We start from the raw sequence: 26711 nt of genomic DNA on the forward strand, positions 1-26711 counted from the left end.
TGGCCGGGGTGCCGGCTCCGGGGGTGGGGACTGGGGGCGGGGTCGCGTCGGACACGACAAACTCCTTACGTTCACGCTTGCAGCTCGAATGGTCGATTGCCGAGTAGTCACCTGAGGCACCCCGCCGCAAAAGGAGGGTTGCCGACCGGCCAGTCAGGGCTTGGCACCGGTTCTCATTACTCTGCAAAAAACCTAACACCCCGGGGCCCGCGCCCGCGCGTCGGCCCCGTCATGTTCGGTCACGGGAGGCCGTCCGCCGTAGGCCGACCGAGTATCGCGCCCGTCGTGATCGAGTACAAAAAGCCGGTTCCGTCCGCGGTGGCCGAATGCTTTTCGGGTATTGCCTACTCGGGTTTTCCGATAGGGGCGTCACGTTTACTGAAGTGGCAGTCCAAGGTCTCAGCTGGGTCTCCACATACCGCATACGCCTTTTCAGCACCCGCTGCGCGGCCGCTTCCGGCCGTTTGCGCAGTGCCGCTGGCGCATGGGTTTTGACGTCTCCGCCGGGATACCGCGGACCGGTTCTTTGACAAGCAATCCTTCCCTCCAGAACCCGGCAGCCTCTGCCGGGCGGGTTGCAGATCCATCATTTTGTCCGGCGCAGCACTGGGGGCGGCCGGCACCTCGAAGAAGAACTGGAAAGATTCATGGTCTCGATTTACGTCTTGATAATCGTCTTGCTGATTGCGCTGCTGGTCGCAGCGGCGGTGGGGAAATCCTGGTTCCACCGCCGCCTGCGCCGTCCCGAACTTCTGCGCCGGATTTCCCTCGCCACCGGCGCGGTGCTGCTGCTGGCCAACGTCGCCGCCTTTGCCCTGGACGCCTCCGAGTTCTGGCAGACCGCTGACCTGACTGCCACCCTGGGCGGACTCACCGCCCTCGCCATCGCGCTGACCGCCCTGCGCACCGGTGGAAGCCCGGCCCGGCAGCCCCGCCGGGTGCTGGCCATCGGCGCCCACCCGGATGACCTGGAGCTGGCCTGCGGCGGAACGCTCGCCAAGTTCGTCGACTCCGGCCACGAGGTGCAGGGGCTGGTGATGAGCGACGGCAAGCGCGGCGGCAACGCCCTGGAGCGGTCGCTGGACGCACAGCGCGGCGCCACGTTCATGGGCCTGACCGGCATGATCCATCACAACTTCACGGACACCGAGTTGCACCGCCACAGCCAGGAAATGGTGGGCGCCATCGAGCACGCGATCGTGCGCTTCAACCCGGACATCATCCTCACCCACTCCAACCACGACCAGCACCAGGACCACCAGGCGGTGCACCAGGCCACCCTGCGGGCCGCGCGGCAGCACCACTCGATCCTTTGCTACGAGAGCCCCTCCGCCACCCGGGAATTCAATCCCAGCGTCTTCGTGGACATTGACGACTACGTCGACGCCAAGGTCCAGGCGGTGAAGATGCACAGCGACCAGCTCGCCAAGCCGTACATGACGCCCGAACGGGTCCGCGGCATCGCCTCCTTCCGCGGCGGCCAGGCCCGCCGCCGGGTGGCCGAGGCCTATGAACCCGTCCGCCTGCTGAGCACCGAAATGGAGAAGCTGTGAAGCCGCGCGTGCTGGTCACCGGCGTCGGCGGCCCCGCCGGCCGTGCCCTCGCCACGCAACTGACCGAACGAGGCATCCCGGTCCTCGGCACGGACATCCGCGACCTGCCCGAAGTCTCCGGGGTGCCGGTGGTCCGTGTCCCCGCGGCCACGGATCCCGAGCTGGTGTCCGCGCTGCGCAGGCTGGTCTCCTCCGAGGGCATCAACCTCGTGATCCCCACGGTCAGCGAGGAACTGCCCCGCCTGGCCGCCTTCCGGGCCGGATTCGGCCCGGACGTCCGCGTCATCATCGGGCCGCCCGGCGCCGTCGCGCTCGCCGATGACAAGCTCTACACCGCGTGGCAGCTGCATTCCGCCGGCGTTCCGGTTCCCGCCTTCGGGGTCCCCCGGGACTTCCGCTGCGCGGAGGAAGCCCTTGAGCTCCTGGGCGGACCCGTCGTCATCAAGCCCCGGGTGTCCCGCGGCGGCCGCGGCGTGACGGTGGTCCGGAGCGGCTCCGACGTCGACTGGGCCGGACTTCCCGGCGGCCTTATCGTCCAGGAATTCATCCCAGGCACCGAGTACGGGCCAATGGTCTTCGGAACCCCGGCGCACAACACCACCCCGCCGTTCGCAGTCGTCGTGGAGAAAACCGCGCTCGCGCAGGGCGAGGTCGGCAACGCCCTCAGCACCCGCCGGGTGGAGGCGGGGGAGGCGAACGACGTCGGCAACCTGGCGATGAACGCCGTCCGTGCCCTGTCCCTCACCGGGCCGGTGGACCTCGACGTCCGGCGCCGGGCCGACGGCACCCCGGTGGTGCTCGAAATCAATGCCCGATTCGGGGCGAACAGCCAGCGCGCGCCGGAACTGCTGGACGCCGTCCTCGCCTCGTTCGCGCTCCCGGCCTTCAACCCGGCGTCGTTCCGGCAGACGAGGGGAGCGTTCGCCCATGCCCTGGTATGAGAATCTCCTCGCCGGCCTGATGCCCGGCGCACAGCTGCTGCTGGTGGTGCTCGGCATTCCGGTGCTGGTCTTCGGCCTGCTGAAGCTGCTGGTCCTCCCCTTGGCCCTCTGGTTCCAGGTGCAGGTGACCCGCCGCCGCCGCACCGGCCAGGGGACCCTGCTGAACGAGTGGCCGACCGTCTCGATCATCGTCCCGGCCTATAACGAGGCCACCGTGATCGAGAACTGCGTCCGGTCCATCCAGCTCACCACCTACGACCGGTACGAGGTGGTCCTGGTGGACGACGGGTCCACGGACAACACCTTGGAACTGATGCACGAGCTCGCCGCCGGGGACCCGAGGATCACGGTCCTGACCCAGGAGAACGCCGGCAAGGGCGCCGCGCTGAACCGCGGCCTGAACTACTCGACCGGCGAGGTCCTGATGTTCGTCGACGCCGACGGCATCTTCTCCCGCAGCACGGTCAAGCGGATGCTCCAGGGCTTCACGGACCGCCGGGTGGGCGCCGTTTGCGGCGACGATCGGCCGGTCAACCTCAACCGCGTCCAGACCCGGATGCTCGCGTTCATCAGCCACGTGGGTACCGGCCTGGTCCGGCGGGCGCTGACGGTGATCGGTTGCCTGCCGATCGTCTCCGGCAACATCGGCGCGTTCCCGCGTTCGGTCCTGGCCGACGTCGGACCGTTCCGCGAGGACACCGTGGGGGAGGATCTTGAGCTGACCTGGCGGGTGCACCGGGCCGGGTACAACGTGGTGTTCGCGCCGAAGGCCCTGGTCTACGCCGAGTCGCCGTCCACGGTGCACGCACTCTGGCGGCAGCGGGTCCGGTGGGCCCGGGGGCTGCTGCAGACTATGCGGGTGCACAAGGACATGATCGGAAACCTTCGGCGCGGCCGGTTCGGCGCGTACCTGCTGTTCAACACCGTGACCATGGTGGCCCTTCCCGTCCTCCAGCTGTTCCTCCTGCTGGATTTGCTGCTGCTGGTGGCCGGCGGCCGGAGCCCGCTGGGCGCCGACGCGTGGGCCGTGCTCGGCTGGCTGGGACTGGTGGTCACGGCGGTCCTGACCCTGTTCGGGCTCTCCCTGAACCGGGCCTGGCCGGACCTGCGGCACGCCTGGACCCTGCCGCTGGTCCCCTTCTACTCCGTGTTCACCGGCCTGACCATGGCGGCGGCGCTGCTGCAGGAGACCCGAGGCAAGCAGGCGCACTGGAACAAGCTGAAGCGCACCGGAGTGGTCAGCGTCCCGACGGCGGCGGCCGTCACCGAGGTCAGGGTGTGAGGCTGCTGGCCGCAACGCTGGCCATGGCACTGCTGGCCCTGACGGGCTGCTCGACGCCGGTGCCTCCCCGGGCGGAGGCACCGGCGCCGGAGCGCACCGTGGGCGTCGGCTACGAAACCGTGGTCGAGGACCCCGGCGGTCTCCCGGCCTTGGCCAAGCGGCTCGACGAGGTCAACGCCAACAGCGTCACCATCAGCGTGGGCCGGCTGGACTGGACGGCGTTCCGGTGGGACAAGCACCCCGAGATTGAAGCCGCCGGCGGCCGCGACCACGTGGCGGAGGCCATCAAGGCCCTCGGCACCGCGGGCAACGGCAGCAAACGCCGGGTCACGCTCACCATCGACCTGCTGATCCCGGGCTGGATCGCCAAGAACCAGGGCCTGGCCGGAATCAACCTCGACGGCACCCGGTCCAAGGACTTCGCCAGCGTCACCGCCCTGACCACCGGACCCGTGGGCCAGCGGCTGGTGGACTTCGTGGACGAGGTGACCCGCCGCTACCACCCCGACGCCGTGGCGCTGACCGAGCTGATGTTCGACGACAACACCTACGGCGGGGACGACCGCGACTCCTACCTGCGCGCCACCGGCGCGAAGGACTGGCCGCGGACGGCCGACGGCGGGATCGACACCGGGGACGCCAGCATCGGCGCCTGGCGGTCCCAGGCCCTCGCCTCCGTGGTGGCCAAGGCGGCCGCCGCCGCGCACGCCAACGGCGCCAGCCTGGACATGGACGTCCGGGCGCCGTGGCAGGACCCGGCCGGGGACCGGCCAGAAAGCGGGCACGACTACGCCCTGCTGGCCAAGGCGGCGGACCGGCTGGTGCTCTGGAACTACTTCGCGCTCAACGGCAAGGGCCCGGACTACTCGCGGCAACTGGCCGCGGCCATGGCGGCGAGGCCCGGACGATTCGTCATCTCCACCGGGATGTGGGCCCGCTCCGGGACCGTGTCCGCCGCAGACCTGCAGACCGCGCTCGCCGACTCGGTGGCCGGCGGCGCGAACGCCGTCGCGGTCACCCCCTCGAGCATGCTGGACGACGCCGCGTGGGCGGCCCTGCGCAAGGCGTGGGCATGACACCGGCCGCGGGCTGTCCCGGAGGCCGGCAATGTCGTAGGCTCGCGCACAACACGCATCTCTCCACGCTCATCCGTAACGTTGGCATCCGCACCGCAACCATCCGCACCGCACTTATTGGCACAATCCTTTGGGGGACAACATGACCACGCACCGCCTCGTACCTTCCGCGCTGATCATCGCCGCGGGCCTGGCCCTGGCCGGGTGCTCCGGCGGCGGTTCCTCCGCCGCCCAATCCACCGCCGCCCAATCCACCGGCTCCGCGGAATCCTCGGCGGCCGGATCCCAGGCAACGTCAGCCGCCTCGTCGTCGGCGCCCAGCCCCAGTGCCACCGCCAGCCCCAAGGCCTACACCACCGCCGAACTCGGCACCATCCTGGCCGGCCTGAAGGACGGGGAGGGCCACCCCCTGACGGCGGTCCCGGCGGACCAGCTGGAGACGGGCATCGCCGCGGCCAAGCAGATGATTTCCGCGGCCGTCATCTCCCCGCAGGAATGCGCCGCCCTGGTGGACACCAGCGGCCAGATCCCGTCCGGCAGCACCTACACCGGCGGCGTGGCGAAGTCCTCCTCCGGCCAGGCGATGACCACGGTGACCCTGGTGTCCGTCTCGGACCCGTCCGTGCTGTCCAAGGGAGCCGCCGCCGCAAAGGACAACGCCGGCAAGTGCGCCAATTACACCATCGAACTGCAGGGCAAGAAGATCACCGGCAAGACCGAGGTCCTTCCCGTCGAGACCGGCGGGGACGCCTCCTTCGGGTCCCTGACCACGCAGGGGCTGCCGGACGGGCAGGCCACCCAGACCGCCGTCGTCACCGGCATCAAGGGTTCCCTGTCCGTCTCCGCCGTGGCCATCGGCCAGGGCGTGGGGCCGGAGTCGGCCACCACGCTGGCGAAGATCGTCAGCGACGCCCTGGCCCAGGGCTAAGCGGGAAAGCCTTCGCCTCGCAGCTACTGGACCGTGGCGAACAGTTCATTCAGTTCGGCGGTCAGCTGGCGGCGGACGTCGGCGGTGCCGATTTCCTTGCCGTCGATGTGGTTGACCGGCGCCAGCAGCCGGATGCTGGAGATCAGCCACACGGCGTCGGCGTCGTAGAGGTCCTCCGGCACCAGCGGGCCGTAGCCCAGCTCCCAGCCGGCGGCCTTCGCGGCGGCGAACAGGGCCCCCTGCGAGGTGCCGGGGAGAATGCCGCTGTCCAGCTGCGGGGTTATCAGCCGGCGCACCGTTCGGGTCCCGCCGTCGCCGTCGTCGGCGGTTTCCAGGTGCGCCAGCAGCACGGTCGACGTCGGGCCCTCCAGCACCCGTCCGTCGGAGGACGTGAAGATCACGTCGTCGGCGCCCTGGTGGTGGGCGTAGCGCAGCGCGGCCATGTTCACCGCGTAGGAGAGGGTCTTCGCGCCGAGCAGCAGCCACGGCGCGCGCTCGCCCACCTCGCTGTCATAGCCGCGGTCCAGCAGGATCACGTCGATGCCGCTCTCGCGCTGCTCGCGGCCGGCCGCGGGCGGGGTGGAGGCCTGCACCCAGCAGGTCGGAAGGGCGGAGCCCTCGACGCCGCGGGTGGCGATCAGCTTCACCACCACCTCGTCGTCGCCGTCCTCGGGGGCACCCGCACGGAACTCCCGGAGCGCCGTCCCGATGGCCTTCCGCCAGGCGTCCTCCGCCGGAATATCCAGCTCCAGCGTCCGCGCCGAACCGGCCAGTCGGGCCAGGTGCCGCGGCAGTTTGCGGGGCTGGCCGCCCACGGCCAGGAGGGATTCGAAGATGCCGTCGCCGCGGGTGGCACCCTGGTCCGTGGCCATCAGCTGTGGCTTGGAGGAGTCGGCGACGCGGCCGTCCTCGAAAGCGGGATCGAGGAAGACCAGCACCGTGGCGTTGGCGGGAGCGGATGCGGACGACGTAGTCATGCCTTCAGCTTAGTGCGGCGCGCCGGGATAGGATTTGGAAATTGCCCGTTCCGGAACTGTTCCGCGGGTCTGGAACTTGAGGGGTTCGCCTGTGCTCTGGCCTTTACCGTTCGTGGGGTCACTCCCGTCCTGGGCGATCCTGATCCTCACGCTGATCGACCTCGCCATCCGCGTGCTGGCGCTGGGCATCATCCCCGGCAACCGCCGCCCCACCACTGCCATGGCGTGGCTGCTCGGCATTTTCTTCGTCCCCTCCGTCGGGCTGGTGCTGTTCCTGCTGTTCGGCAACTTCCGGCTCTCCCGCCGCCGCCGTGCCCAGCAGGAGGCCGTGAACACCCGGATCCGCGCCGGCACCTCGGAACTGGCCGCCGTCGAGAGCCGCTACGACGGCCCGGAATGGGTGGCCTCCGCCGCGGAACTGAACAAGACCCTGGGCTCGCTCCCCATGGTCGACAACAACAGCGTGGAACTGCTGCCCGGCTACCCGGATTCAATCAAGGCGATGGCCGCCGCGGCCCGCGAGGCCAAGAGCTTCATCAACGCCGAGTTCTACATCCTCAGCTCGGACCACGTCACCGATGACCTGCTGACGGCGCTGGAGGAGGCCGCCGAGCGCGGCGTCGAGGTCCGGCTGCTGTTCGACCACCTCGGGACCTTGCGGATCAAGGGCTACAGCAAGCTGATCGCCCGGCTCAAGGCCAGCAAGATCCGCTGGCGGCCGATGCTGCCCCTGCAGCCGGTCCACGGCCAGTGGCGCCGCCCTGACCTGCGCAACCACCGGAAGATCATGGTGATCGACGGCGAGGTCGCCTTCACCGGCTCACAAAACCTGATCGAGCCGTCCTATAACAACCCGAAGCACCGCAAGGTGGGCCGCGAATGGGTGGAGCTGATGGCCTGCATGCGCGGCCAGATCGTCACCACCCTGAACGTCGTTTTCGCCACAGACTGGCTCAGCGAGACGGACGAGTCGCTTGAGCACCAACTGGGCCACCGGCCCGAGTCGGTGCCGGGCCACGTCACCGCGCAGGTGGTTCCCAGCGGTCCCGGGTTCATCACGGAGAACAACCTCCGCCTCTTCAACACGCTGATTTACTCCGCCCAGCACAAGCTCTCCATCTGCAGCCCCTACTTCGTCCCGGACGATTCGCTGCTGTACGCGGTGACCACTGCGGCCCAACGCGGCGTCGACGTCGAACTTTTCGTCTCCGAGAAGGGCGACCAATTCCTGGTCCACCACGCCCAGCAGTCCTATTACCAGGCGCTGCTGGAGGCCGGGGTGCGGATCTACCTCTACAAGGCCCCGTTCGTGCTCCACGCCAAACACTTCACCGTGGACAACGAGGTGGCCGTGCTGGGCTCGAGCAACATGGACATGCGCTCCTTCTCGCTGAACCTCGAAGTCTCCGTGATGATGCTCGGCGAGGACATCGTCAGCCGGATCCGCGAGGTCGAGGAGACCTACCGGGGCATCTCCCGCGAGCTGACGCTGGAGGAGTGGATGAAGCGCCCGCGCCGGATCAAGTACATCGACAACGTCGCCCGCCTGACCGCAACCCTGCAGTAAAGGGCTTTCAGCCGGGCTTCAGGAGGGCACCAGGCGGGGCTTCAGCCGGGCGGGAACACCGAACCGAGGGCCGAGAGCACGCCGAAGGCCTTGGTGCGGATCTCCTCGTATTCCTCGGCGGGGTCCGAGTCGGCGGTGATCGCGCCGCCGACGCCGAGGCTCAGGGTGGTGCCCGCCGCGCCGTCGTCGTGCATCACCAGGGTGCGGATGGCGACGGCGAGGTCCGTGCCGCCGTCGAGCGAGAAGTAGCCGACGGCGCCGGAGTAGACGCCGCGCGGGGCCGACTCAAGGTGGTCCAGAATGGCCATGGTGCTGACCTTGGGTGCGCCGGTCATGGAGCCTGCCGGGAAGCACGCCGCCACCGCCTCGGCCCGGGACGCGCCGGGCCGGAGCCGGGCATCGATGGTGCTCACCATCTGGTGCACGGTGGCGTAGCTCTCCACAGCGCAGAGCCGGCTGACGGAGACGGATCCGGTGACGGCGAAGTGGCTGAGGTCGTTGCGCAGCAGGTCCACGATCATGATGTTCTCGGCCCGGTCCTTTGGCGCGGCGGCCAGCTCGTCCCGCAGCGCCCGGTCCGCTGCCGGGTCCGCTGACCGGCGGCGTGTGCCCTTAATCGGTTCCGCCCGCATGGCGCCGTCGGCGGTGATCCGCAGGAACCTCTCCGGGGAGGTGCTGGCGACCGCGACGTTGTCCAGGCGCAGGAAGCTGGCGAACGGGGCGGGATTCCGGCGCCGCAGCGCCTGGTAGGTCTCCCATGGGTCGACGCCGCCGGCCGGAACCGCGGCGGTGAGGGCGGTGGTGAGGCAGACCTCGTAGCTGTTGCCCTCGGCGATCTGGTGCCCTGCCGCGGCGATCTTGGCCCGGTAGCCGGCCGCGGTGTCCCGGGCGGCGAACACCGGTGCTGCGGCGTCACCCCCGTTGTCCGCGCTTTCTAGCACGGTCGTGCTGTTAGCAATTGATGCCGCGCCCACCGCAGCGCGGGCCATATCCAGCCACCCGGCGGCGTCGGGGTCCGCCAGGGCCAGCAGCCAGACGGCACCCTCCGCATGGTCGAGAATCACGGCCCGGCCGGCGAAAATGAGCGCGGCGTCCGGGGTGTCCGCGCGCACGTCACTGCCCCCGGTTTCACGTTTGAGTTCGTAGCCGAGGTAGCCCAGCCAGCCCAGGGCGAAACCGCACCCGTATCCGTCGGGGGAGCGGAGCGGCCGCGCCTCCCACGCGGCGTCGAGCCAGCGGAAGAAGCCGCCCTCGATGGTGGCCGCGGCGCCGCCCGCGCGGATGCTGGTGCGGCCGGAGCGGTGCAGGACCGACTGGCCGTGGCTGCCGCCGTCGTCGGCCAGGATGCTGAAGCGGCCCCGGCCCGCCGGGTCGCTGGTGAGGGAGGAATCGAGCCACACGGCGCGCCCCGAGCCGCCGTAGAGAGCGTCGAAGAGGCGCGCGGGGTCCGGCACGGCGTCGATCCGCTCGGCGTGCAGGGGCACCGCGTGGCAGGCCTGTCGTTCCGGGTGCAGCAGCGTGGCCAGCGCGGGAAGGTGCAGGAGCGCCTGCAGCACCTGGCCGGGGGCGTCGCCGTCGGCGTGGTTGAGGACCCTGACGTCGGCCCGGGTGGGGACATCGTCGCCGGCCAGCCAGGCCTCTTCCTGCTCTGCCCACTGCTCCCAGTAGGGGGCGTAGGTGTCGCCGTCGCGCTCCAAGGCGCGGTCCTTGCGGGCGCCGTCGGGGGCGTCGGTCCAGATCACGGCGTCGAGGTATGGCGCGGCCGCGGCAGCCGCCGCCCCGACTCCCTCCACCAGGACGACGTCGGCCGGCCGGGTGGTGCGCGCATCGCCGTCATAGTGCCGCTCCCAGTCCCAGCTGGTCCAGTGCGCGGTGGCGCCGCGCCGGAGCGGGGCCAGGACGGTGGCGGCGTAGCGGTCGATCCCGGCGGCAAGTCCGTTCCAGCCCGGGTAGATGTCCTCAAGGTGGAAGAGCGAGACCGTGCGGTGCTCCCGCAGCCGGGCCGCGAGTTCAATGGCGAGGGTGGTTTTGCCTGCCCCGGAGCGTCCGTCGATGGCGATGATGACGGGTGCGGGGCTCATGAAATAGAGCGTACCCGCTGCTCCGTGTCGGCTTCTTCCGGGTCCGGGAGGGGACGGAGGTCGGCGGCGGCGTGGGCCAGCGCGGCCCGGACGTGGTCGAGGAGGCCGGGCAGGGATGCGTGGATCAGGTCCCAGGTGATGTCGAAGTCGGTGTGGCCGCCGTACCATGGGTCTTCGATGCCCTGGTCCAGAGGGTCCCTGCCCGCGACGGCGGGATCGAAGCTGCGGAGCATGCGGATTTTGGACAGGGAAGCGGCGTCGGGGGCCGCCTGCCGCAACCAGCCGTAGTGGTCAACGTCCATGGCAAGGATGAGATCCCGGGACTGGAACCAGTCGTTGCGCCATTCGCGCGCGATGTGGGCCGCCGAGGGAATCTGGTGGGCGGCGAGCTTACGGGCGGCCCGCGGATCGATGGGGCGTCCCACCTCGTAGGCGGTGATGCCGGCAGAGTCGACGTCCACGCCGGTCAGCTGTGCCGCGGCCAGGGCCTCGGCCAGCATCAGCTCGGCCATGGGCGACCGGCAAATGTTGCCGGTGCACACCGTGATAATCCGGTACTGGCTCCGCGTTGAGGTCATGACTAAGCATGAGGGATGCGCGGGCCCGTTGACCAGCAAAGGACGCTGTGTGACCGGTCACGCAGACAGAAGTGGCGCCGGCCCGCCGGCCGTGTCAGCGGCTGCTGGGAATGGTGATGGATTCGCCGGGCTCGACCGAAAGCACCCCATCCATGCCGCGGATGGAGGCGTTGGCCGCCCGAATGGCGTACTCGGGGACACCGAACCGGCTGGTGAGCCCCAGGAAGGAGTCCTCCGGTCGGACGGTGTAGGTTCCGGAGCCGTCGGCCTGCTCGTCAAAAGTCCCGTTGGCGCCCCGCTGCGGCAGGTTCCTGCCCCGGAGATCCAGGACAGCGCCGCTGGCGAGGGGTGCGTCGGGGTTGAAGGCCCGGAGATATGACGTCTTCATCCCGAAGGCCAGTGCGACGCCGTCCCACGTGTCTCCCTCCACGCTCGTGTAGCTCATGGGCAGATGGAACCTGTTGGTTTGGGTGGTGCCGCGCAGGGCGGAGGCCGTCGTCGACGCTTGGGCAGTCGCCGACGCCGTTGTCGGCGCTATTGCCGTTGGCCTGTCCGGCGCGGGCGCATAGTCGCAGCCGGTGAGCGCGAACAGGGCTGCGCACGCCGCAGCGATCACGCCGAGGGACGCCCGGGCGGCCCCGGAGGTGCGCGTCATTTGCTGCCGGCCGAAGACGGGATCGGGTATTTGAACCCGCGGTGGGATCCCACAAAGCCCAGGCGCTCGTAGAACCGGTGGGCATCCTTGCGGGCCTCGTCCGAGGTGAGCTGGACCAGGGACGCGCCGAGTTCCGGGGCGGCGGTGTCGGTGACCCAGCACATCATGGCCGTTCCAATACCTCCCGAACGGGTATCGCTCCGGACGCGGACGGCTTCCACCAGGAGCCGGGTGGAACCGCGCCGGGCCATGCCGGGGATCCTGGTGAGCTGCATCGTGCCCATCAGCTCACCGCCGTCGTCCGTCACGACGAGCAGCTCGTTGGCGGGGTCCGCGGTGATCTCCAGCAGCGCGGAGCGGTAGGCCTCGGTATCCGAGGCGTCGGCCTGGTCGCCCCTGGCTGCGCTGATCGGGTCGTCGGCGAGGAGCCGCATCAGGGCGGCGAGGTCATTCTCGGTGGCCCTGCGCAGGGTCAGCTCCCGGGCGGGGGTGTGCAGGGTCGCGGGCAGGGTGAGGGACGGGATCACACTGGCAGTCTGCCACGTCACCGCCGTCCTGCTGTGGGAGACTCGCACCGTGAATACACCTCCCACCGGGTCCCTGCACCACATCGAACTGTGGGTTCCCCACATCGGCCGGGCCCGGGAAGAGTGGGGCTGGATTCTCGGTCGGCTGGGATACGAGCCCTTCCAGAACTGGGATCTGGGGAGCAGCTGGCGGCTCGGCGGAACCTACATCGTGGCCGAAGAGTCCCCGGCTTTGAGCGGCCGTCTGCACGAGCGAACCTCTCCCGGCCTGAACCACCTGGCTTTCCACGCCGGACCCCGGGAGCAGGTGGACACCCTCATCAGGGAGGGGGCCGGCCACGGCTGGCAGCAGCTTTTCGCCGACAGATACCCGCACGCCGGCGGCCCCGACCACTACGCCGGGTACCTGGTGAACTCGGACGGCTTCGAAGTCGAACTCGTGGCGGCCGGGTAGTCGCGGGTCCGGTCAGGCCCGCTTTCGTCGCCACCACCGACCTCCGGATAGCCTCCAGAGCCGTCGATGTGCGCGGGCACGCGCCAGAAGCCGCCTCAACCGCTCCCGGAAGTACCATGCCAGGGCGATCCCCAGGACGGCGAACGGGAGCAGTTCGGGCGCCACGGCGAAGGTGCCGAAGAGGATGTCGAAGGCTTCGAATCCAATGGCCGAGCCGGCAGCGAGCCAGACCCAGCCCCCGAACGAGAGAGACCGCAGTGCCACGCGGCGGTAGAGGCGGCGGCCCAGGCGATACTGCAAGGCGAGGCGGCGGATGGTTCGGGAATTGAGCGGCCGGTGCATCGCAGGCACCGGGCGTACGGGGATGTGCGGGGACACGGCAATAAACTCCAGGCGGTGGTGGCGAATGACTCGGTTACGACGTCGCCCAGTGAGCCGGCGAGGAGCAGCAAGCCGGATCGGCTCTGCCCGCGAAGGGCCAGACCGTGGACTGCGGTTACTGAATGCTCAGGGGCGGTTTGCGTAACCGCCGGGAGCGCGCGGACCCGGGCCGCCGGCAGGCGGCGGCCACGCGGCTGAGAGGGGTGGCCGCCTGAGCGGCCTGTCGGTAACACCGACGACGGCGCCGCCACTGAAGACAACGCGGCGGTTGAGAAGTGCCTCAAAGGTGTGGGCCATGAGGATGGCCGTGGCAATGACCAGCGCCAAAAGCGCTACGGCCGCGATAGGAGGCAGTCCGGAAGCGAAGGTCGCGCGGACCGCGACATCCAGCTGTACAAAGCGTTCCAGCCCGTCCAAACCCGCCACAGCACCTCCCCCAATCGCCCCCACGCTAACACCGGCCGCACAGCCGGACAACGAACGCCGGGTGTGGCCAACGCGTTCCGGCATGCAGCGGCTCCTAGGATGGCGACCATGCACTCGATCCGAAACCTGGCAGTGGGACTGCCGGTCCGCAACGGATGTGTTCTCGTTTCGGATGGATCCGACTCCTCAACAGGAGAGGTTTTCCACCGAGCAATCGGGGGAGGAATCGAGTTTGGCGAAACCGCCGAAGAAGCCCTTCGCCGTGAATTCGTCGAGGAACTTGGGGTGAGTTTGGCGGCAGTGCACATGCTCGGCGTCCTGGAGAATATCTTCACCTTCGAGGGGATGACCGGTCACGAGATTGTCCATGTCTTCGCGGTTGACTCGGACTGTCTGGATGGCCTGCCGCTGGACGCAGAGCTGCGGGTACTGGATGAAGGCAGCCCCGTGGGCTGGAGGCGCATCAGGGCTCTTGACCGTCCGCTGTACCCGGCGGGAGCGATGCCAATGCTCCTGGACTGGCTTGCGGGGGTCCGGGACTAGCGGCCACAGCGTTGGCCGAACCTCCTCCACGTTCCCTCGGAAATCACGTCGACGGAGCCGTCGACCACTGCGATGGCAGTCTGCTCGTCGATGGCGTAGGCCGGGGTGCCCAGCTCCTCCGCCCACCGTTCGGCGTCGGCCATGGTGTTGGTCGGGAAGGCGTACAGGTGCGGGAAGATCGCAAAGTCCACCACTCCAAGGGTGCGGTCGTCCGGCGCGGGCGGCCAATGGACGAAGTCCTTCCCTATCCGCGGAGCCATGACCATACTCCCGGCGCTTACCCCGACCCAGACCGTTTCGGTGAGCGACGGCAGGATTTTGCCCAGCCCGGACTCGCGGATCCAGTGGGCCAGGTAGCTTGCGTCACCGCCGTCGACCAGGAGCACGTCGGCATCCCGGACCCACGGGACCCATCGTTCCTGCCCAATACTCGGCAGCGCGGTGAGTTCAAGGACGCCGACCGATGCCCAGCCCAGGCCGGACATGTGCGGCGAGCCGGCCCCCGCGGACACGAAACGCTGCGCCGACGCCGGTCCGCACGCGGGGTGCCCCCACTGCGCCGTGGGGATGGCCAGGGCGTGGCACTCCTCGATGGGCTTGTCCAGGAGGTCGAGCAGCGCGGAGCGGATGCTCGGATTCGTGACGCCGCCTGATGTCAGCAAGAGCTTCAAGAGCTACCTCCGGTGGTGGGGGATCGGATGATCTGGGACTCTCCGGGCAGTTCGATGCCGGTGGCAGTCCGGAACGCGAGGGGAAGTCCGTGCGCACGGGGCCAGTCGACGCTGTCCGTTACCTGGACATGGACATGCGGCTGGGTGCTGTTTCCTGAGTTTCCACACTGTCCGATCACCTGGCCCTGCTCGACGACGTCGCCCACGCCCACGCTGACGAACCCCTTCCGCAGGTGGGCAATCAAGACGTACGGCCCGTTGCCGTTGCCGCCCATAGCGACGACTACGTGGTTCCCCGCAATGGCGCCCGTCCCGCGCCGGATGCGCCGGGGCTGCCCTGCCATGTAGGCAAGCAGCGTCAGTTGCGACCGGCGTGCCGCGTGATCGTCCTCGCCGTCGTGGGCCACCACGACGCGCCCGGCGGCTGGCGCCATCACATCGGTCCCAAATCCCACGAAGGTTTCGGGCCGCTCCGTCGCAGCCACAGCCCGCCAGTTCAACGGCGCGGACCTCCCGTCCTCATCAACGGGGATGAAATCGATGGCGAACGTTGTCCCCATCAGGTCCGTGCCGTGGCTCGGAACCCTCCGCGCGGGGCTGTTCCGTGCCCGGAAGCTCCCGGCCAAGGGGTACCCCAGCACGACGGGAGGACCGTAGTTCGCAGCCAGGGCCATGCGGTTCATTCTGGTGTCTGCGATTCACGGAGATTAGGGTCCACACACATCCGGCCCCTGATCCGGGTGCTCACCGAACCCCGACGCGGTCCAGCGCCCTCAGCAGATCGCCAGGATCGGCGACGTCGTAAAAGGCGACGGCCTGGCCCATTCCCAGACCCATGAAGTCGAGACCGGTGTTCTGATACATGCCGACAACGCCCATCAAACCCTGTTGGCCGAACACCACATTCGCATGGCGGCCGTCGCGCGATCGGTCGATCTTGGTGGGCACATTGCCCAGCGGGGAATCCACGACGGTCCGGTCGCCGACGCAGACAATGGCCCTGCGGTCAGTAAGTCCATAGGCTGTGATCCGCTTCCTGCGCCCTTTCACGATGAACCGGCCGAAGATGAAATAAAGGCCCAGCAGGACGAACGGCACACCCCAGATCACGAAGAATGGCTGAGAGGCTGTGCGGATGGCCGTGAATTCCCAAAAGACCGCGAATCCTGCCCACAGAATGCTGAAGGGAACGAGGAATGCATCGGCACCGGTGAAACGAACCTTCGGATCAGGTTGGCCGGCCCACAACAGCTGCTCGCCTTGGCGGAGAAGGGGAAGGATGCGGCTTCGCGGATCGTCCATGCGGGCAGTCTTGCATAGGGACGGCCCGGGTGAAATAGCGGGAGCGGGATATCGAATGCGGATCAGGGCGGCGTCAAAACCCTGCAATACTCTGACGATGGCCGTCACTTTCGAATGCAGGACGCGGACCACCATGCCCCCGGCGGAAATGTTCGATCGTGCGCGGAACATCGATGTCCACAAAGATTCCCTCGCGCACTCCCGGGAAGAAGCCATCGGCGGGGTGACCTCGGGGCTCATTTCCCTCGGCGAGGAAGTGACCTGGCGGGCTCACCATTTCGGCGTTCCGCTGCGCATGACCAGCCGGATTACGGAGATGCACGCGCCCGACTACTTCGTCGACGAGCAGGTGAGGGGTCCGTTCCGGCGGTTCCGGCACGTTCATGAATTCAGGGCGGACGGGGCAGGAACCCTCATGCTGGACCGCATCGAGTTCTCGGCGCCGTTCGGCCCCCTCGGGCGTCTGGTCGAGAAAGCGGTGCTCGCCCGCTACCTCAAACAGCTGATCGAGACGCGCAACCGGCATCTTGCCGGCGGCACGCTCATTGAGTAGCCCGTTTAACCCCACAGCGCCTTCCGGAGCAGGGCCTTCAACTGACCGGACTCCTCGGCGCTGAGCCGGGCCAGGGCGGCGGCCTCGGCCTCCCGGGCGGCCGACGTCGCTTGCCGGAAGACGCCGTCGCCCTCCTCGGTGGTGGTGACCGTCTTGGCGCGCCGGTCCTGCTTGCCGGGCGCACGCATCACCAGCTCCCGGCCCTCCAGCTCATCGATCAACGCCACGATCTGGCTGGGATCCAGGCTGAGGAACTCCGCCATCTCGCGCTGGGTCGGCTCCAGCCCGGAGGCGGCAAGGGCCAGCACGGAGAAGGAGCGTTCCTTCAACCCGAACCCGGCCAGCGCCCGGTTGTTCAGGACGGAGCCGGCGACATGGAGCTTCGCCAGCAGGAACCCGGCGTCGCCAGCCATGGGCGCGGCCGTGAGCTTCTCCGCCCGGTCCGTGCCCGATGCGTCCGCGGCTTCGATCGTCATTCCGGCTCCAATGGTCGACAAAATAAATCATTGACTTTCTCAATTATCCATACTTTCATGGATCCAGAACAACGTCCCACGCCGCCGTGCAGGACGCGCGGCAGCTAGCAAAGGAGCGGCAATGAGCCTCGCAGGAAAAGTAGCGATCGTCACCGGCAGCGGTCGAGGGCTGGGCCTGGCCTACGCCCGGGAACTGGCCCGGCAGGGCGCCGCCGTCGTCGTCAACGACGTCGACGAGGCGGTTGCAGCCGACGCCGTCCGCACCATCGAGGCCGACGGCGGCCGCGCCACCGCCGTCGTCGCCCCCGTGGGCAGCTCCGGGGTGGCCAGGCAGCTGGTTCAGGCGGCGGTCGACACGTTCGGCCGGCTGGACATCCTGGTCACCAACGCCGGCATCCTGCGGGACAAGAGCCTACTGAAGATGACGGACGAGGACTTCGACGCCGTCATCAACGTGCACCTCAAGGGCACCTTCACCTGCGCCCGGGAGGCGTTCGGCTACTTCAAGGAAAACCAGGTTCCCGGCCGCATCATCACCATCGGTTCGCCCACCGGCCAGCGCGGCAACTTCGGCCAGACCAACTACGCTGCCGCCAAGGCCGGGATCGTGGGCATGGTCCGCACCTGGGCGCTGGAGATGAAGAAGGCCGGAGTCACCGCCAACGCCGTCATCCCCGTGGCCGCCACCGCCATGACCAAGACCGTCCCGTACTTCCAGAAGGCCGTAGAGGCGGACGAGCGCGGCGAGGCCATGCCGGCCTTCTTCCGCCACGAGCTGGGCTTCGGCACCGCCGACGACGTCGCCGGGCTGGTCGCGTTCCTGGCCTCCGACGCCGCCGCCGGGATCACCGGCCAGGCCATCGGCGCCGGCGGCGACCGGCTCCAGCTCTGGACCCACCCGGAGGCCGCCGCCACCGAATACCGCGAGGGCGGCTGGGGCTACCAGGACCTCGTGGAGAACTTCGACTCACTCTTCGGCGACAAGCTGCAGAGCGTGGGCGAGGAATTCCTGCCGCTGCCGGAGGAGCTGCAGCCCGAACCGGCCCAGGCCCGCTGAGATGGCCTCGACCCGGTACGAATCCGGCATCGACGCGGCCGCGCTCGACGCGATCGACATGCACGTCCACCTCGAGGTGGACAGCTGCGGCCACAACTCCCTGCCCGAAACCCTCACCGAGGCCTCTGCCAAGTACTTCAAGGCCGAGGACCGGACGCCGTCGCTGGACCGGATCGCGGAGCTCTACCGCCAACTGAACATGGCCGCCGTCGTCTTCACAGTGGACGCCCGCACCCAGCTCAAACACGAACCCAACAGCATTCCCGAGCTGATCGCCGGCGCCGCCCGCAACAATGACGTGCTGATTCCGTTCGGCAGCGTCGACCCGCGCACCGGCCCGGACGCCATCACCGGCGCCCGCCACCAGGCGGAGGAGCTCGGCGCCCGCGGTTTCAAGTTCCACCCCAGCCTGCAGGGCTTCGACCCCTCCGACGAGCAGTTCTACCCGCTGTGGGAGACGCTGCAGGAGCTGGGCCTGCCGGCGATTTTCCACACCGGCCAGAACGGCATGGGCGCGGGGCTGCCGGGCGGCTGCGGCATCAAGCTGGCGTATTCCAACCCGCTGCTGCTCGACGCCGTGGCCGCGGACTTCCCGGAACTGCAGATCATCATGGCCCACCCGTCCGTGCCCTGGCAGGATGAGGCGAACTCGATCGCCACGCACAAGTCCAACGTGTTCATCGACCTCTCCGGCTGGTCCCCGAAGTACTTCCCGGAGTCGCTGGTGCGGATGTCGAACTCGGTGTTGCAGGACAAGGTCCTCTTCGGCACCGATTTCCCGCTGATCACCCCGCAAAAATGGCTCGGCGCCTTCGCCGACCTGCCGCTCAAGGACGAGGTCCGGCCGAAGATCCTCAAGGCCAACGCCGTCCGCCTGCTCGGGCTCGGTGATTGAGATGGGCGCGGAAACCACGGGACGCCTCTACGGCGTCTGCGACTACTACGACGCCGAGGCACTGCTCACCGACGCGGAGCGGCGGGTGCTCGGCCGGCTGCGGACCTTCCTCGACAAGCAGGCACACCCGCTGCTGGCCGACTACTGGGAGCGCGGCGAGTTCCCGGACCAGCTGACCGGCCCGCTGATCGGCCTGGACCTGATGGAACCGGCCGATCTGACCGGTCCGCCCGGACCCGGCCACACCCCGGCCCGCGGGATCTACCACGGCTTCCGGATCTTCGAGCTGGCGCGCACGGACGCCTCGCTGGCCACCTTCTACACCGCCCAGGCCGGCCTCTTCCGGACGGCCATCACGGTGGGCGCCGCCCCGGAGCAGCGGGACGAATGGCTCCCAAGGGTGCTGGACTTCTCGCTCAAGGGCGTCTTCTCCCTGACCGAACCGGAGCACGGCTCGGACATCGCCGGCGGCCTGGCCACCCGCGCCCGCCGCGACGGCGGAGACTGGATCCTCAACGGGGCCAAACGCTGGATCGGGGGAGCCCTGACCGCCGACGTCTTGGCCGTCTTCGCCCGCGACGAGGCCGACGGGCAGGTCAAGGGCTTCCTGGTGGACCGGCAGGCCGAGGGCGTGACCCTGGAGAAAATCCACGGCAAGGCCTCGCTGCGGATGATGCAGAACGCCCACATCACGTTGGCGGATGTCCGCGTCCCCGAAGCGATGCGGCTGCACAACGTCAACTCGTTCCGCGACGTCGCCGCGATGCTGCGGATGATGCGCTCCGACGTCGCCTGGATTGCCACCGGCACCGCCGCCGGCGCGTTCGAGGCGGCCCTCCGCTACGTCACGGAGCGGCAGCAGTTCGGCCGGCCGCTGGGCTCGTTCCAGCTGGTCCAGGAGAAGCTCGCCCGGATGCTCGGCAACGTTACCTCCGCGCTCTCGCTGGTGGTCCGGTTGACCGACCAGCAGGACCGCGGCGTCTACCGGGACCAGGATTCGGCGCTGGCCAAGATGCAGACCTCCTTGCTGATGCGCGAGACCGTGGCGCTGGCGCGGGAGGTGGTCGGCGGCAACGGCATCACGCTGGAGGTCGACGTCGCCCGCTTCCACGCCGACGCCGAGGCGATCTATTCCTACGAGGGCACGCACGACATTAACGCCCTCATCATCGGCCGCGCCCTCACCGGCCACAGCGCCTTCACCCACTAACCACCCCGCAACCCTAGGAGCCCGCCATGCCCAACCTCGTCGTCGACTTCGACAAGCTGCTCACCCTCGCCGGAACCGACCTCGGCGTCACCGAATACCGCGAAATCACGCAGGAACAGATCAACAAGTTCGCCGACGCCACCGGGGATGATCAGTGGATCCACGTCGACGTCGAACGCGCCAAGGAAGGACCGTTTGGCGCCCCGATCGCGCACGGCTTCCTGACCCTGTCCCTGATCATCCCGTTCTGGGGCGAGCTGTTCGACGTCGAGGGCGTCACCACCAAGGTCAACTACGGCCTGGACAAGGTCCGCTTCACCTCCCCGGTGAAGGTGGGCTCGCGAATCCGGATGCAGGCCACCATCGCCGAGGTCACCGAGGTCAAGGGCGGCGCCCAGATCAAGGTCTCCAACACCATCGAGATCGAGGGCCAGGAACGGCCCGCCGTCGTCGCCGAGTTCCTCGCCCGCTTCTACAAGTAAGCCGCCCCGGCTCCGCCTCTCGAAAGGACCTGCCGTGGAGAATTTCGGCATCGGCTCATGGCTGCAACGGCGCAGCCCCAAGTCGGGCAGCAAAACCGCCGTGATCGCCGGCGAGCGGAACGTGACGTACGCGCAGCTGGCCGAGCGGGCCGCGCGGTTGGCCGACGCCCTGGGCCGCCGCGGCGTCACCAAGGGCCACCGAGTGGCCTACCTGGGCGAGAACGACCCGGCCTTCCTGGAGACGCTCTTCGCCGCCGGACTGCGGGGTGCCGTGTTCGTCCCGCTGAACACCCGCCTGGCCCCACCGGAGATCCAGTTCCAGCTGCAGGACTGCGGCGCCGCCGTCCTGGTCCACGCGGCCAGCCTGGCCGGGCTCGCCGGGCGCGGCGCGGCCGGCACCGGCGTCCGGACCCGCCTGGTGGTCGACGACGGCGGCACGACCGGCGCCGTGTCCGGCACCGTCGAGGACTACGAGCAGGCGCTCGCCGCCGGGTCTCCCCAGGCGCCGGACGTGCCCGTGACCCTCGACGACGGGGCCATGATCCTCTACACCTCCGGCACCACCGGCAGCCCCAAGGGGGCGCTGCTCACTCACGGCAACATCACCTGGAACTGCATCAACGTGCTGGTGGACTTCGACTTCTCCTCGACCGACGTGGCCCTGATGATCTCGCCGATGTTCCACGTGGCCTCGCTGGACATGGGCGTGCTGCCCACTCTGCTCAAGGGCGGCACCGTGGTCCTGGAGACCCGCTTCGACCCGCGGCGGACCCTGGAACTGATCCAGCGGCACCGGGCCACCACCCTCAGCGGGGTTCCCACCACGTTCCAGATGCTCTGCGAGCACCCGGACTGGGACGCCACGGAGCTGGGCTCGCTGAACAAGCTCACCTGCGGCGGCTCGGCCGTTCCCCTCCGGGTCCTGGACGCCTACGAACGACGCGGACTGCACTTCTCCAACGGCTACGGCATGACCGAGACCGCCCCCGGCGCCACCACGCTGCCGGCGGCACGGTCCCGGGAGAAGGCCGGTTCCTCCGGGCTGCCGCACTTCTTCACCGACGTCCGGGTGTCTGACCCGCTGGACCCGGACGCGGGCCCGGCCGCGCCCGGAACGGTGGGGGAGATCCAGATCAAGGGCCCCAACGTCATCCGTGAATACTCGAACCGGCCCGAAGCCACCGCCGAGTCGTACACCCCGGACGGCTGGTTCAGGTCGGGCGACATGGGCTACACGGACGACGACGGCTTCGTCTTCATCTCCGACCGGCTCAAGGACATGATCATCTCCGGCGGGGAGAACATTTACCCCGCCGAGGTCGAGCAGGTGATCGCCGAGCTCGACGCGGTCGGCAGCGTGGCGGTGATTGGCGTGGCCGACGAGAAGTGGGGCGAGGTGCCGCGGGCCGTGGTGTCGCTGCGGGACGGGGCGCGGCTGACCGAGGAGGAGCTGCGCGCGCACCTGGACGGGAAGCTGGCCCGGTACAAGATCCCGAAGTCCGTGGTGTTTGTGGACCAGATGCCCCGGACTGCCAGCGGTAAGATCCGCAAGGCAGAGCTGCGGAAGCTGACCCAGGGCGCGGTGTAGGGAGGCCCTTAGTGAATGAGGGCCAGCAGCACGCCGACGGCCATGAACAGCACACCGAAGACGCGGTTGAGGATCTTCTGGCCGTGAGCGTCGTGGGTGAACCGCTGGAAGGTCTTGGCGGCCGCGGCGAAGAAGAACCACATGACCAGGATGTCGATCACAATCACGGTCAGCGACAGCACCAGATACTGCGGCACCAGCGGCTGGTCGGGGCGGATGAACTGCGGCATGAACGCCAGGAAGAAGACGATCGCCTTCGGGTTCAGCAGGTTCACCCAGAGGCCGCGGCGGAACATGGAGAGCGCCGGCTCGTTCCGCAGGGCCGCGGCTTTCTCCTGGTCCAGGTCCGGCTTGTGGCGGAACTGCTGGATGCCCAGGTACACCAGGTACGCGGCGCCGGCGTAGCGGATGATGTTGAACGCCAGCGGCGAGCTGGCCACGAGGACGCCGACGCCGAGGGCCACGATCAGGATGTGCACCACCAGGGCCGCCTGCTGGCCCAGAATGCCCCAGATGGCGCGCCGGAAGCCGGAATTGAGCGAGTTGCTCATGGTGTTGATGGCGCCCGCGCCGGGCGTGAAACTGATCAGGACGCCGGCGCCGACCAGGGCCAGCCAGAGGGAAAATTGCACCCGCCAAGCTTACGGTTCGCCGGTGCCGGCGCCCGCATCCGGGCCGTTGTTCAGTCCCGGCGGCCGTAACTGAGGATCATGTTGCCCTTGCTGGTCTGCTCGGAGGACTGCAGTTCCAGCCGGCTGAGCGGGTCGCCGTCGTTGAAGAGCTTCCGGCCGCTGCCGGCCACCACCGGGTGGACGATCAGCATCAGGCTGTCCAGAAGCCCGGCGAAGAACAGCTGACGGACCAGGGAGATGCTGCTGAAGACGCCGATGTCGCCGCCATCGCCCTGCTTGAGCTCCCTGACGAAGTCCTCCAGCGGGCCCCGGATCAGCTGCGAGTTTTGCCAGGCCAGATCCCCGCTGAGGGTCCGGGAGGCCACGTATTTGGGCAGCGGATTGATGAAGGCGCCGAAGTCATCATCGGCCTGCGCGTTAGGCCAGTACTCGGCCCACTGCTGGTAGCCCACCCGGCCCAGCAACCCGGCGTCGATCCGGCCCATCATCTCGCCCATACCGGCCCCCAGTTCGGCGTCGAAGCTGTCGAACTGCCAGAGGAAAGGGTCCTCCACCACTCCGTCCACCGAGCTGAACAATCCGGCCGTTACCTTGCGCATCCGCTCTCCTTACATCGGGTCAATGCCTGCACCCTAGCGGCAGATCCGCGGCGAGGGAATGGTTTTTGGCGGCCGGGTTGCCTCCGGCTGCCGGTGGGTCGGGGTCCCGGGCCTGCGGCCGGGGACCCCGCCGCGTCAGCCGTTGGTGGCGGGAGCGCCGGCGTCGTTCTGACCCGTGCCGCCCTGGCCGCCGTCGCCGTCGCCGTCACCGGGGCCGCCGTGGCCACCCGGTCCACCCTGCCCCATGTCCTCGGTGCCGGTCACGGCGAAGTTGCCGTCCAGGAGCACCGTCGAGTGGGTGCCGTCGGACTTCGTGATGTGGGCCTCGTAGGTGGCGCCGTCGGCGTCGGTCTCCATCCGGTCGATCGTCGCACCCGGCTGGGCTGCCTTGACCGCTGCCTCCACCTTGGTTGCGGTGTCGCCGGTGAGGACCTCCTCGGTCTTCCCGTTCGCCTGGTGCGGTCCGCGCTGGCCGCCGTCGGATCCGGCAGCCCCGTAGCCGCCCGCCGATGAAGTGCCGCTGGTGGCGGTGCTCGAGGTCGCCGATCCGGTGCTGTCCGCAGCCATTGCAGGAACCGCGGCGGCGCCGACCGCGCCGCCGCCGATCACCGCTGCCAGCATGATGGCCGCCGTGGTTTTGTTGATCTTTGCCATGTGTTGCTCCTTTTCTGGAGCCCGGGGTCCGGGCCAGCCGACCTTTGCGGCTTAACCCAGCCTCGCCCGCGCAGATAGGGCAGGACTTTGGCAACACTGTGGCGTTCCTGTGCAGGTGCGGCCGCTCAGGCGCCGGGGGTTCCCTGCGCGCCCTGCGCTCGCGCGGGCGCAGACACACTAAGCGGCAGTTCAGGGAGGGACCCTAGATGGAGGTCTCCGCTTCCTGGTTCCGCTCTGCGTAGTAGGACCTCAGCCCGTGCTTTACGCCCATACGGATGATCCAGTACAAGGCAAAGATGATCACCGCCACCGGCACGACAAATACGACCACGGACATGACGATTGAAAGCATTGTTTCCCCCAGCTAGTTGCTGCAATTCATGTCAGCCTCTCATGGAACTTCCTTGCGGCCGCTGACCACAGTAAGGAGCGAAGTCGCCTGGTTAGGAATCCGGCTTTAGTAATGAGGCGAACACTGCACTGAGGCAGAGGCAGGGAGGGCCGATACGGGCAACGAGTACAGCATGACCGAGGAAGCCGGCTGGCCCGCGAACCCCTGCATGACTGAGTACGGGTGAGGTGTCGACGTCGCTCCCGCGAAGGTTCAGGATCCAGTGGCTGGCACCGCGGGTCCGGAGTGCGTCGGCGAAGGCAAACGTGTTCTGGGTGGAGCGTCGTGCCAGTCCTGAGTGGTGATGACGAGGGTGACGCCCTCGACCAGCGCGTCCAGTGCCCGGTCCAACTGAGGTGGCGACGCCTGACCCCGAGACGCCGTGGTCGACAAAAGGGTCATCCCGACGGGCGTCGGATGCCAGACGGTCTGCCTGTTGCCGGTCATTTGACTGCGGCCGCGCCGAAAAGCGCAGTAGCCGATCAGTCTCGCCTTACCTGACTACAAGGCGTCTCATAACTAACAATGGATACGCCGATTCGCCCAGACAGTTATGTGACGTAGTTATGAGAATCGCGGGCGCCGGGATGTTTCCTGAGAATCAGCGGAATTAGGGGCATCGCCGTTTCGGGACTGGTCGGCACCGGCGAGACGTCTCGTATCCCATGGGTTATGAGACGGTCAGGGTAGAGATTAGGGCACCGCACCGTGCCCAGCAGTGTGCGGTAAACGTGCAACTAAAGGCCAGGGACGGAAGGAAGAATCGGTGCTGGCTGCACTTTCAACGACCCGCTCTAATACTTCTTTGCGATGGGTGTCTGGTTACCGTCTAAGAGACGCCGATCTTGTGTTCCACGTATTTTTGTAGGATGGTCAGGCCCACGCCGAGCCCGCGGTTGCCGAGGTCCGCTAGGAAACGCTTAAGACGACCGCGCGCCGCCACACGATCGGTCCCTCGCGCACCGCTGTCCTCCAGCTCGTGAACCGCGGTTTCCAGTTGAGTGCGCTCGTGGCCGCCGAAGGTCGCTATGAGTTCTAGCAACTGTTTCGCTTCGATTCCAAGGTTGACAGTTCCGGCGATATTTTGGACAACCGGACCCATGACCTCGTTGACAAACTGAGGATTGAAATTATTGACAGTTAACGAAGGGCTTGGGTTGGTCCTTGGACCCTCTATAACCCCGATAGTCGCCGGCGGCGGAAGTAACTCGTCTAAAACAGCCTCTATTTTTCCACTGGTCAGCCCATCGACCTCAAGGACGATGTTCTCGAGTTCGTGCTTCAAGCTCAGCATCCGCTCCTCCCGTCGTTGCTTGAGGTCGAGGCTGAGACGGCGCGCCCGGGTCGCATAGCGCGACACAATGATTGTTGCTGCGTCCTCGGCTACGCCGTTCGCGATCAGCTGGGCGACAGCGGTCGCTGGCGTCGCCACGCAGTCCCCCAGGAAGGAGGAGAAATCCTTGAAGTAGCTGCTCAGTCCACCCTCAGGCTGGCCGTTGCCGCTGAAGAATTCGAACACCTGTCCGGCCGCGGTGCTGTAGCCTTCCTGGCGGACGCGGCTGTGGCCCGTTTGGCCAAGCCATTCGCGGAAGAGGCCGAGGAGAGCCTCCGCCTCTTGCGCGTAGAGACGGCCGCTGGGGACGTAGAAGCGGAAAAGGAGATGCCGCTCATTATCTTCCAAGAACCCGCTTGCGATGATCGAACGTTCGACGTTAGTGCGGTAAGGAAAGACGTTGAGTTGACGATCCCTCAACATAGCGTTCACCTGTTCCCGCGTAGCGTCGTCGATCGCTCTAAAGGGATCCTCCCATTCCTCCCTCAGAGATTCCAAGTAGACGTGGTCCTCATCGCTAAGCCCTGGGGGGACGACGTTCTCCCTCCCACGCTCGTTTGTCGGGACGTCGTTGGCCGCGCGTTGCGCGTCGGTAAGGAACACTGCTTCATGCACGAGAACCACGTGTGAACGGTGGGAGAGGGCATCCAAGAGTGCCCTAGATGCTTCTTCATACTCGGGCTTGCACATTGACTCGTAATCGTTGCGTCTCAGGACGACCACGGCACCACGACAGTGAGGCGAAGTAACCATGGTGACGATTCTTGCCCAATTTTCGGGCTTCGAGCTGAGCAGTTTCTGGTGATACAGGACACCGCTCGACCTCAATTTCGTTGTAGCTGATTCGCTGTCAGCGTCTCCGATGAAAAGGAAGTAGTCAGGCTCATCCGTGGTCATCA

28 protein-coding genes and 1 riboswitch are annotated in these 26711 nt (G+C 67.9%); of the genes, 14 read left to right on the forward strand and 14 right to left on the reverse strand.

From position 1 onward, the window contains the following. Positions 1-68 precede the first annotated feature (68 nt). Positions 69-181: riboswitch (SAM riboswitch) on the reverse strand. Between the two features lie 466 nt (positions 182-647). The 5 genes from ACFUCU_RS06150 to ACFUCU_RS06170 all read left to right on the forward strand — a co-directional run bounded on the left by ACFUCU_RS06150 (position 648) and on the right by ACFUCU_RS06170 (position 5780). Beyond that, complete coding sequence (locus ACFUCU_RS06150; protein WP_290256410.1) at positions 648-1553, forward strand: PIG-L deacetylase family protein; 906 nt, start codon at positions 648-650, stop codon at positions 1551-1553. Beyond that, positions 1550-2494, forward strand: coding sequence for an ATP-grasp domain-containing protein (locus ACFUCU_RS06155; RefSeq protein WP_377971411.1), 945 nt, complete (start codon positions 1550-1552; stop codon positions 2492-2494). The genes ACFUCU_RS06150 and ACFUCU_RS06155 overlap by 4 nt, the downstream gene beginning before the upstream one ends. Beyond that, a complete protein-coding gene (locus ACFUCU_RS06160; protein WP_364134491.1) occupies positions 2481-3776 on the forward strand; it encodes a glycosyltransferase family 2 protein in 1296 nt (431 codons plus the stop codon). The genes ACFUCU_RS06155 and ACFUCU_RS06160 overlap by 14 nt, the downstream gene beginning before the upstream one ends. After that, complete coding sequence (locus tag ACFUCU_RS06165; protein ID WP_377971414.1) at positions 3773-4852, forward strand: hypothetical protein; 1080 nt, start codon at positions 3773-3775, stop codon at positions 4850-4852. The genes ACFUCU_RS06160 and ACFUCU_RS06165 overlap by 4 nt, the downstream gene beginning before the upstream one ends. A 142-nt stretch (positions 4853-4994) precedes the next feature. Then, complete coding sequence (locus tag ACFUCU_RS06170) at positions 4995-5780, forward strand: hypothetical protein (protein WP_377971416.1); 786 nt, start codon at positions 4995-4997, stop codon at positions 5778-5780. A gap of 23 nt (positions 5781-5803) precedes the next feature. On the opposite strand, the gene ACFUCU_RS06175 is transcribed toward ACFUCU_RS06170, so the two are convergent. After that, positions 5804-6757, reverse strand: coding sequence for an aminodeoxychorismate lyase (locus tag ACFUCU_RS06175; RefSeq protein WP_377971418.1), 954 nt, complete (start codon positions 6755-6757; stop codon positions 5804-5806). Between the two features lie 91 nt (positions 6758-6848). On the opposite strand from ACFUCU_RS06175, the gene cls reads away from it, so the two are divergent. Next, a complete protein-coding gene (gene cls, locus ACFUCU_RS06180; RefSeq protein ID WP_290256404.1) occupies positions 6849-8324 on the forward strand; it encodes a cardiolipin synthase in 1476 nt (491 codons plus the stop codon). A 41-nt stretch (positions 8325-8365) separates the two neighbouring features. On the opposite strand, the gene pabB is transcribed toward cls, so the two are convergent. The 4 genes from pabB to ACFUCU_RS06200 form a co-directional block, all read right to left on the reverse strand. Then, positions 8366-10405, reverse strand: a complete 2040-nt coding sequence (gene pabB, locus ACFUCU_RS06185; RefSeq protein WP_377971420.1) for an aminodeoxychorismate synthase component I — start codon at positions 10403-10405, stop codon at positions 8366-8368. Beyond that, positions 10402-10983, reverse strand: coding sequence for a low molecular weight protein-tyrosine-phosphatase (locus ACFUCU_RS06190; protein WP_377971422.1), 582 nt, complete (start codon positions 10981-10983; stop codon positions 10402-10404). The genes pabB and ACFUCU_RS06190 overlap by 4 nt, the downstream gene beginning before the upstream one ends. A 94-nt stretch (positions 10984-11077) precedes the next feature. Then, positions 11078-11428, reverse strand: coding sequence for a LysM peptidoglycan-binding domain-containing protein (locus ACFUCU_RS06195; protein WP_377971425.1), 351 nt, complete (start codon positions 11426-11428; stop codon positions 11078-11080). Between the two features lie 206 nt (positions 11429-11634). Further along, positions 11635-12165: a GNAT family N-acetyltransferase gene (locus tag ACFUCU_RS06200; protein ID WP_377971426.1), complete on the reverse strand. Its 531-nt coding sequence runs from the start codon at positions 12163-12165 to the stop codon at positions 11635-11637. 49 nt (positions 12166-12214) lie between these two features. On the opposite strand from ACFUCU_RS06200, the gene ACFUCU_RS06205 reads away from it, so the two are divergent. Further along, complete coding sequence (locus ACFUCU_RS06205; RefSeq protein ID WP_377971428.1) at positions 12215-12619, forward strand: VOC family protein; 405 nt, start codon at positions 12215-12217, stop codon at positions 12617-12619. A 915-nt stretch (positions 12620-13534) separates the two neighbouring features. Further along, positions 13535-13969 (forward strand): NUDIX hydrolase, encoded by a 435-nt coding sequence (locus ACFUCU_RS06210; protein WP_377971430.1) that lies wholly within the window; start codon positions 13535-13537, stop codon positions 13967-13969. On the opposite strand, the gene ACFUCU_RS06215 is transcribed toward ACFUCU_RS06210, so the two are convergent. The 3 genes from ACFUCU_RS06215 to ACFUCU_RS06225 form a co-directional block, all read right to left on the reverse strand. Continuing rightward, complete coding sequence (locus ACFUCU_RS06215) at positions 13966-14640, reverse strand: Type 1 glutamine amidotransferase-like domain-containing protein (RefSeq protein WP_377971431.1); 675 nt, start codon at positions 14638-14640, stop codon at positions 13966-13968. The two genes, ACFUCU_RS06210 and ACFUCU_RS06215, sit on opposite strands and share 4 nt — an antisense overlap. Next, complete coding sequence (locus tag ACFUCU_RS06220; protein WP_377971432.1) at positions 14637-15314, reverse strand: M23 family metallopeptidase; 678 nt, start codon at positions 15312-15314, stop codon at positions 14637-14639. Before ACFUCU_RS06220 ends, ACFUCU_RS06215 begins: the two co-directional genes overlap by 4 nt. Before the next feature lie 70 nt (positions 15315-15384). Further along, the gene (locus ACFUCU_RS06225; protein ID WP_377971433.1) at positions 15385-15942 is read right to left on the reverse strand and encodes a hypothetical protein; all 558 of its coding nucleotides are present in this window, start codon (positions 15940-15942) and stop codon (positions 15385-15387) included. 97 nt (positions 15943-16039) lie between these two features. On the opposite strand from ACFUCU_RS06225, the gene ACFUCU_RS06230 reads away from it, so the two are divergent. After that, on the forward strand, positions 16040-16495 hold the full coding sequence (locus ACFUCU_RS06230; RefSeq protein WP_377971434.1) for a cyclase: 456 nt from the start codon (positions 16040-16042) through the stop codon (positions 16493-16495). 5 nt (positions 16496-16500) lie between these two features. Here ACFUCU_RS06230 and ACFUCU_RS06235 read toward each other — a convergent pair whose 3' ends face one another. Beyond that, complete coding sequence (locus ACFUCU_RS06235; RefSeq protein WP_377971815.1) at positions 16501-16908, reverse strand: MarR family winged helix-turn-helix transcriptional regulator; 408 nt, start codon at positions 16906-16908, stop codon at positions 16501-16503. Positions 16909-17092: 184 nt separating this feature from the next. Between ACFUCU_RS06235 and ACFUCU_RS06240 the strand changes: the two genes are divergently transcribed. From ACFUCU_RS06240 to ACFUCU_RS06260, 5 genes are read left to right on the forward strand one after another with little or no spacing between them, the layout of a single operon-like run. After that, positions 17093-18028 carry an SDR family NAD(P)-dependent oxidoreductase gene (locus ACFUCU_RS06240; protein ID WP_377971435.1) on the forward strand — a complete coding sequence of 312 codons (936 nt, stop codon included), beginning with the start codon at positions 17093-17095 and terminating at the stop codon, positions 18026-18028. A 1-nt stretch (position 18029) separates the two neighbouring features. Next, positions 18030-18923: an amidohydrolase family protein gene (locus tag ACFUCU_RS06245; RefSeq protein WP_377971437.1), complete on the forward strand. Its 894-nt coding sequence runs from the start codon at positions 18030-18032 to the stop codon at positions 18921-18923. A 1-nt stretch (position 18924) separates the two neighbouring features. After that, complete coding sequence (locus ACFUCU_RS06250; RefSeq protein ID WP_377971439.1) at positions 18925-20133, forward strand: acyl-CoA dehydrogenase family protein; 1209 nt, start codon at positions 18925-18927, stop codon at positions 20131-20133. Positions 20134-20159: 26 nt separating this feature from the next. Beyond that, positions 20160-20615 (forward strand): MaoC family dehydratase, encoded by a 456-nt coding sequence (locus ACFUCU_RS06255; RefSeq protein ID WP_290256389.1) that lies wholly within the window; start codon positions 20160-20162, stop codon positions 20613-20615. Positions 20616-20649: 34 nt separating this feature from the next. After that, on the forward strand, positions 20650-22203 hold the full coding sequence (locus ACFUCU_RS06260) for a long-chain fatty acid--CoA ligase (RefSeq protein ID WP_377971440.1): 1554 nt from the start codon (positions 20650-20652) through the stop codon (positions 22201-22203). A gap of 8 nt (positions 22204-22211) precedes the next feature. Here the strand turns inward: ACFUCU_RS06260 and rhtB are convergent, their stop codons facing one another. The 5 genes from rhtB to ACFUCU_RS06285 all read right to left on the reverse strand — a co-directional run bounded on the left by rhtB (position 22212) and on the right by ACFUCU_RS06285 (position 26709). Further along, the gene (gene rhtB, locus ACFUCU_RS06265; RefSeq protein WP_377971442.1) at positions 22212-22835 is read right to left on the reverse strand and encodes a homoserine/homoserine lactone efflux protein; all 624 of its coding nucleotides are present in this window, start codon (positions 22833-22835) and stop codon (positions 22212-22214) included. Between the two features lie 50 nt (positions 22836-22885). Beyond that, on the reverse strand, positions 22886-23434 hold the full coding sequence (locus ACFUCU_RS06270; RefSeq protein ID WP_377971444.1) for a dihydrofolate reductase family protein: 549 nt from the start codon (positions 23432-23434) through the stop codon (positions 22886-22888). A 135-nt stretch (positions 23435-23569) separates the two neighbouring features. Further along, entirely contained in the window at positions 23570-24088 is a 519-nt protein-coding gene (locus ACFUCU_RS06275; RefSeq protein WP_377971446.1) for a hypothetical protein, read from the reverse strand. 202 nt (positions 24089-24290) lie between these two features. Continuing rightward, complete coding sequence (locus tag ACFUCU_RS06280) at positions 24291-24440, reverse strand: hypothetical protein (protein WP_377971447.1); 150 nt, start codon at positions 24438-24440, stop codon at positions 24291-24293. Positions 24441-25308: 868 nt separating this feature from the next. Further along, complete coding sequence (locus tag ACFUCU_RS06285; protein ID WP_377971449.1) at positions 25309-26709, reverse strand: hypothetical protein; 1401 nt, start codon at positions 26707-26709, stop codon at positions 25309-25311. Between the last annotated feature and the right edge of the window lie 2 nt (positions 26710-26711).

It is taken from the genome of Arthrobacter sp. NPDC057259 (assembly GCF_042668995.1).
Lineage (GTDB): Bacteria > Actinomycetota > Actinomycetes > Actinomycetales > Micrococcaceae > Arthrobacter.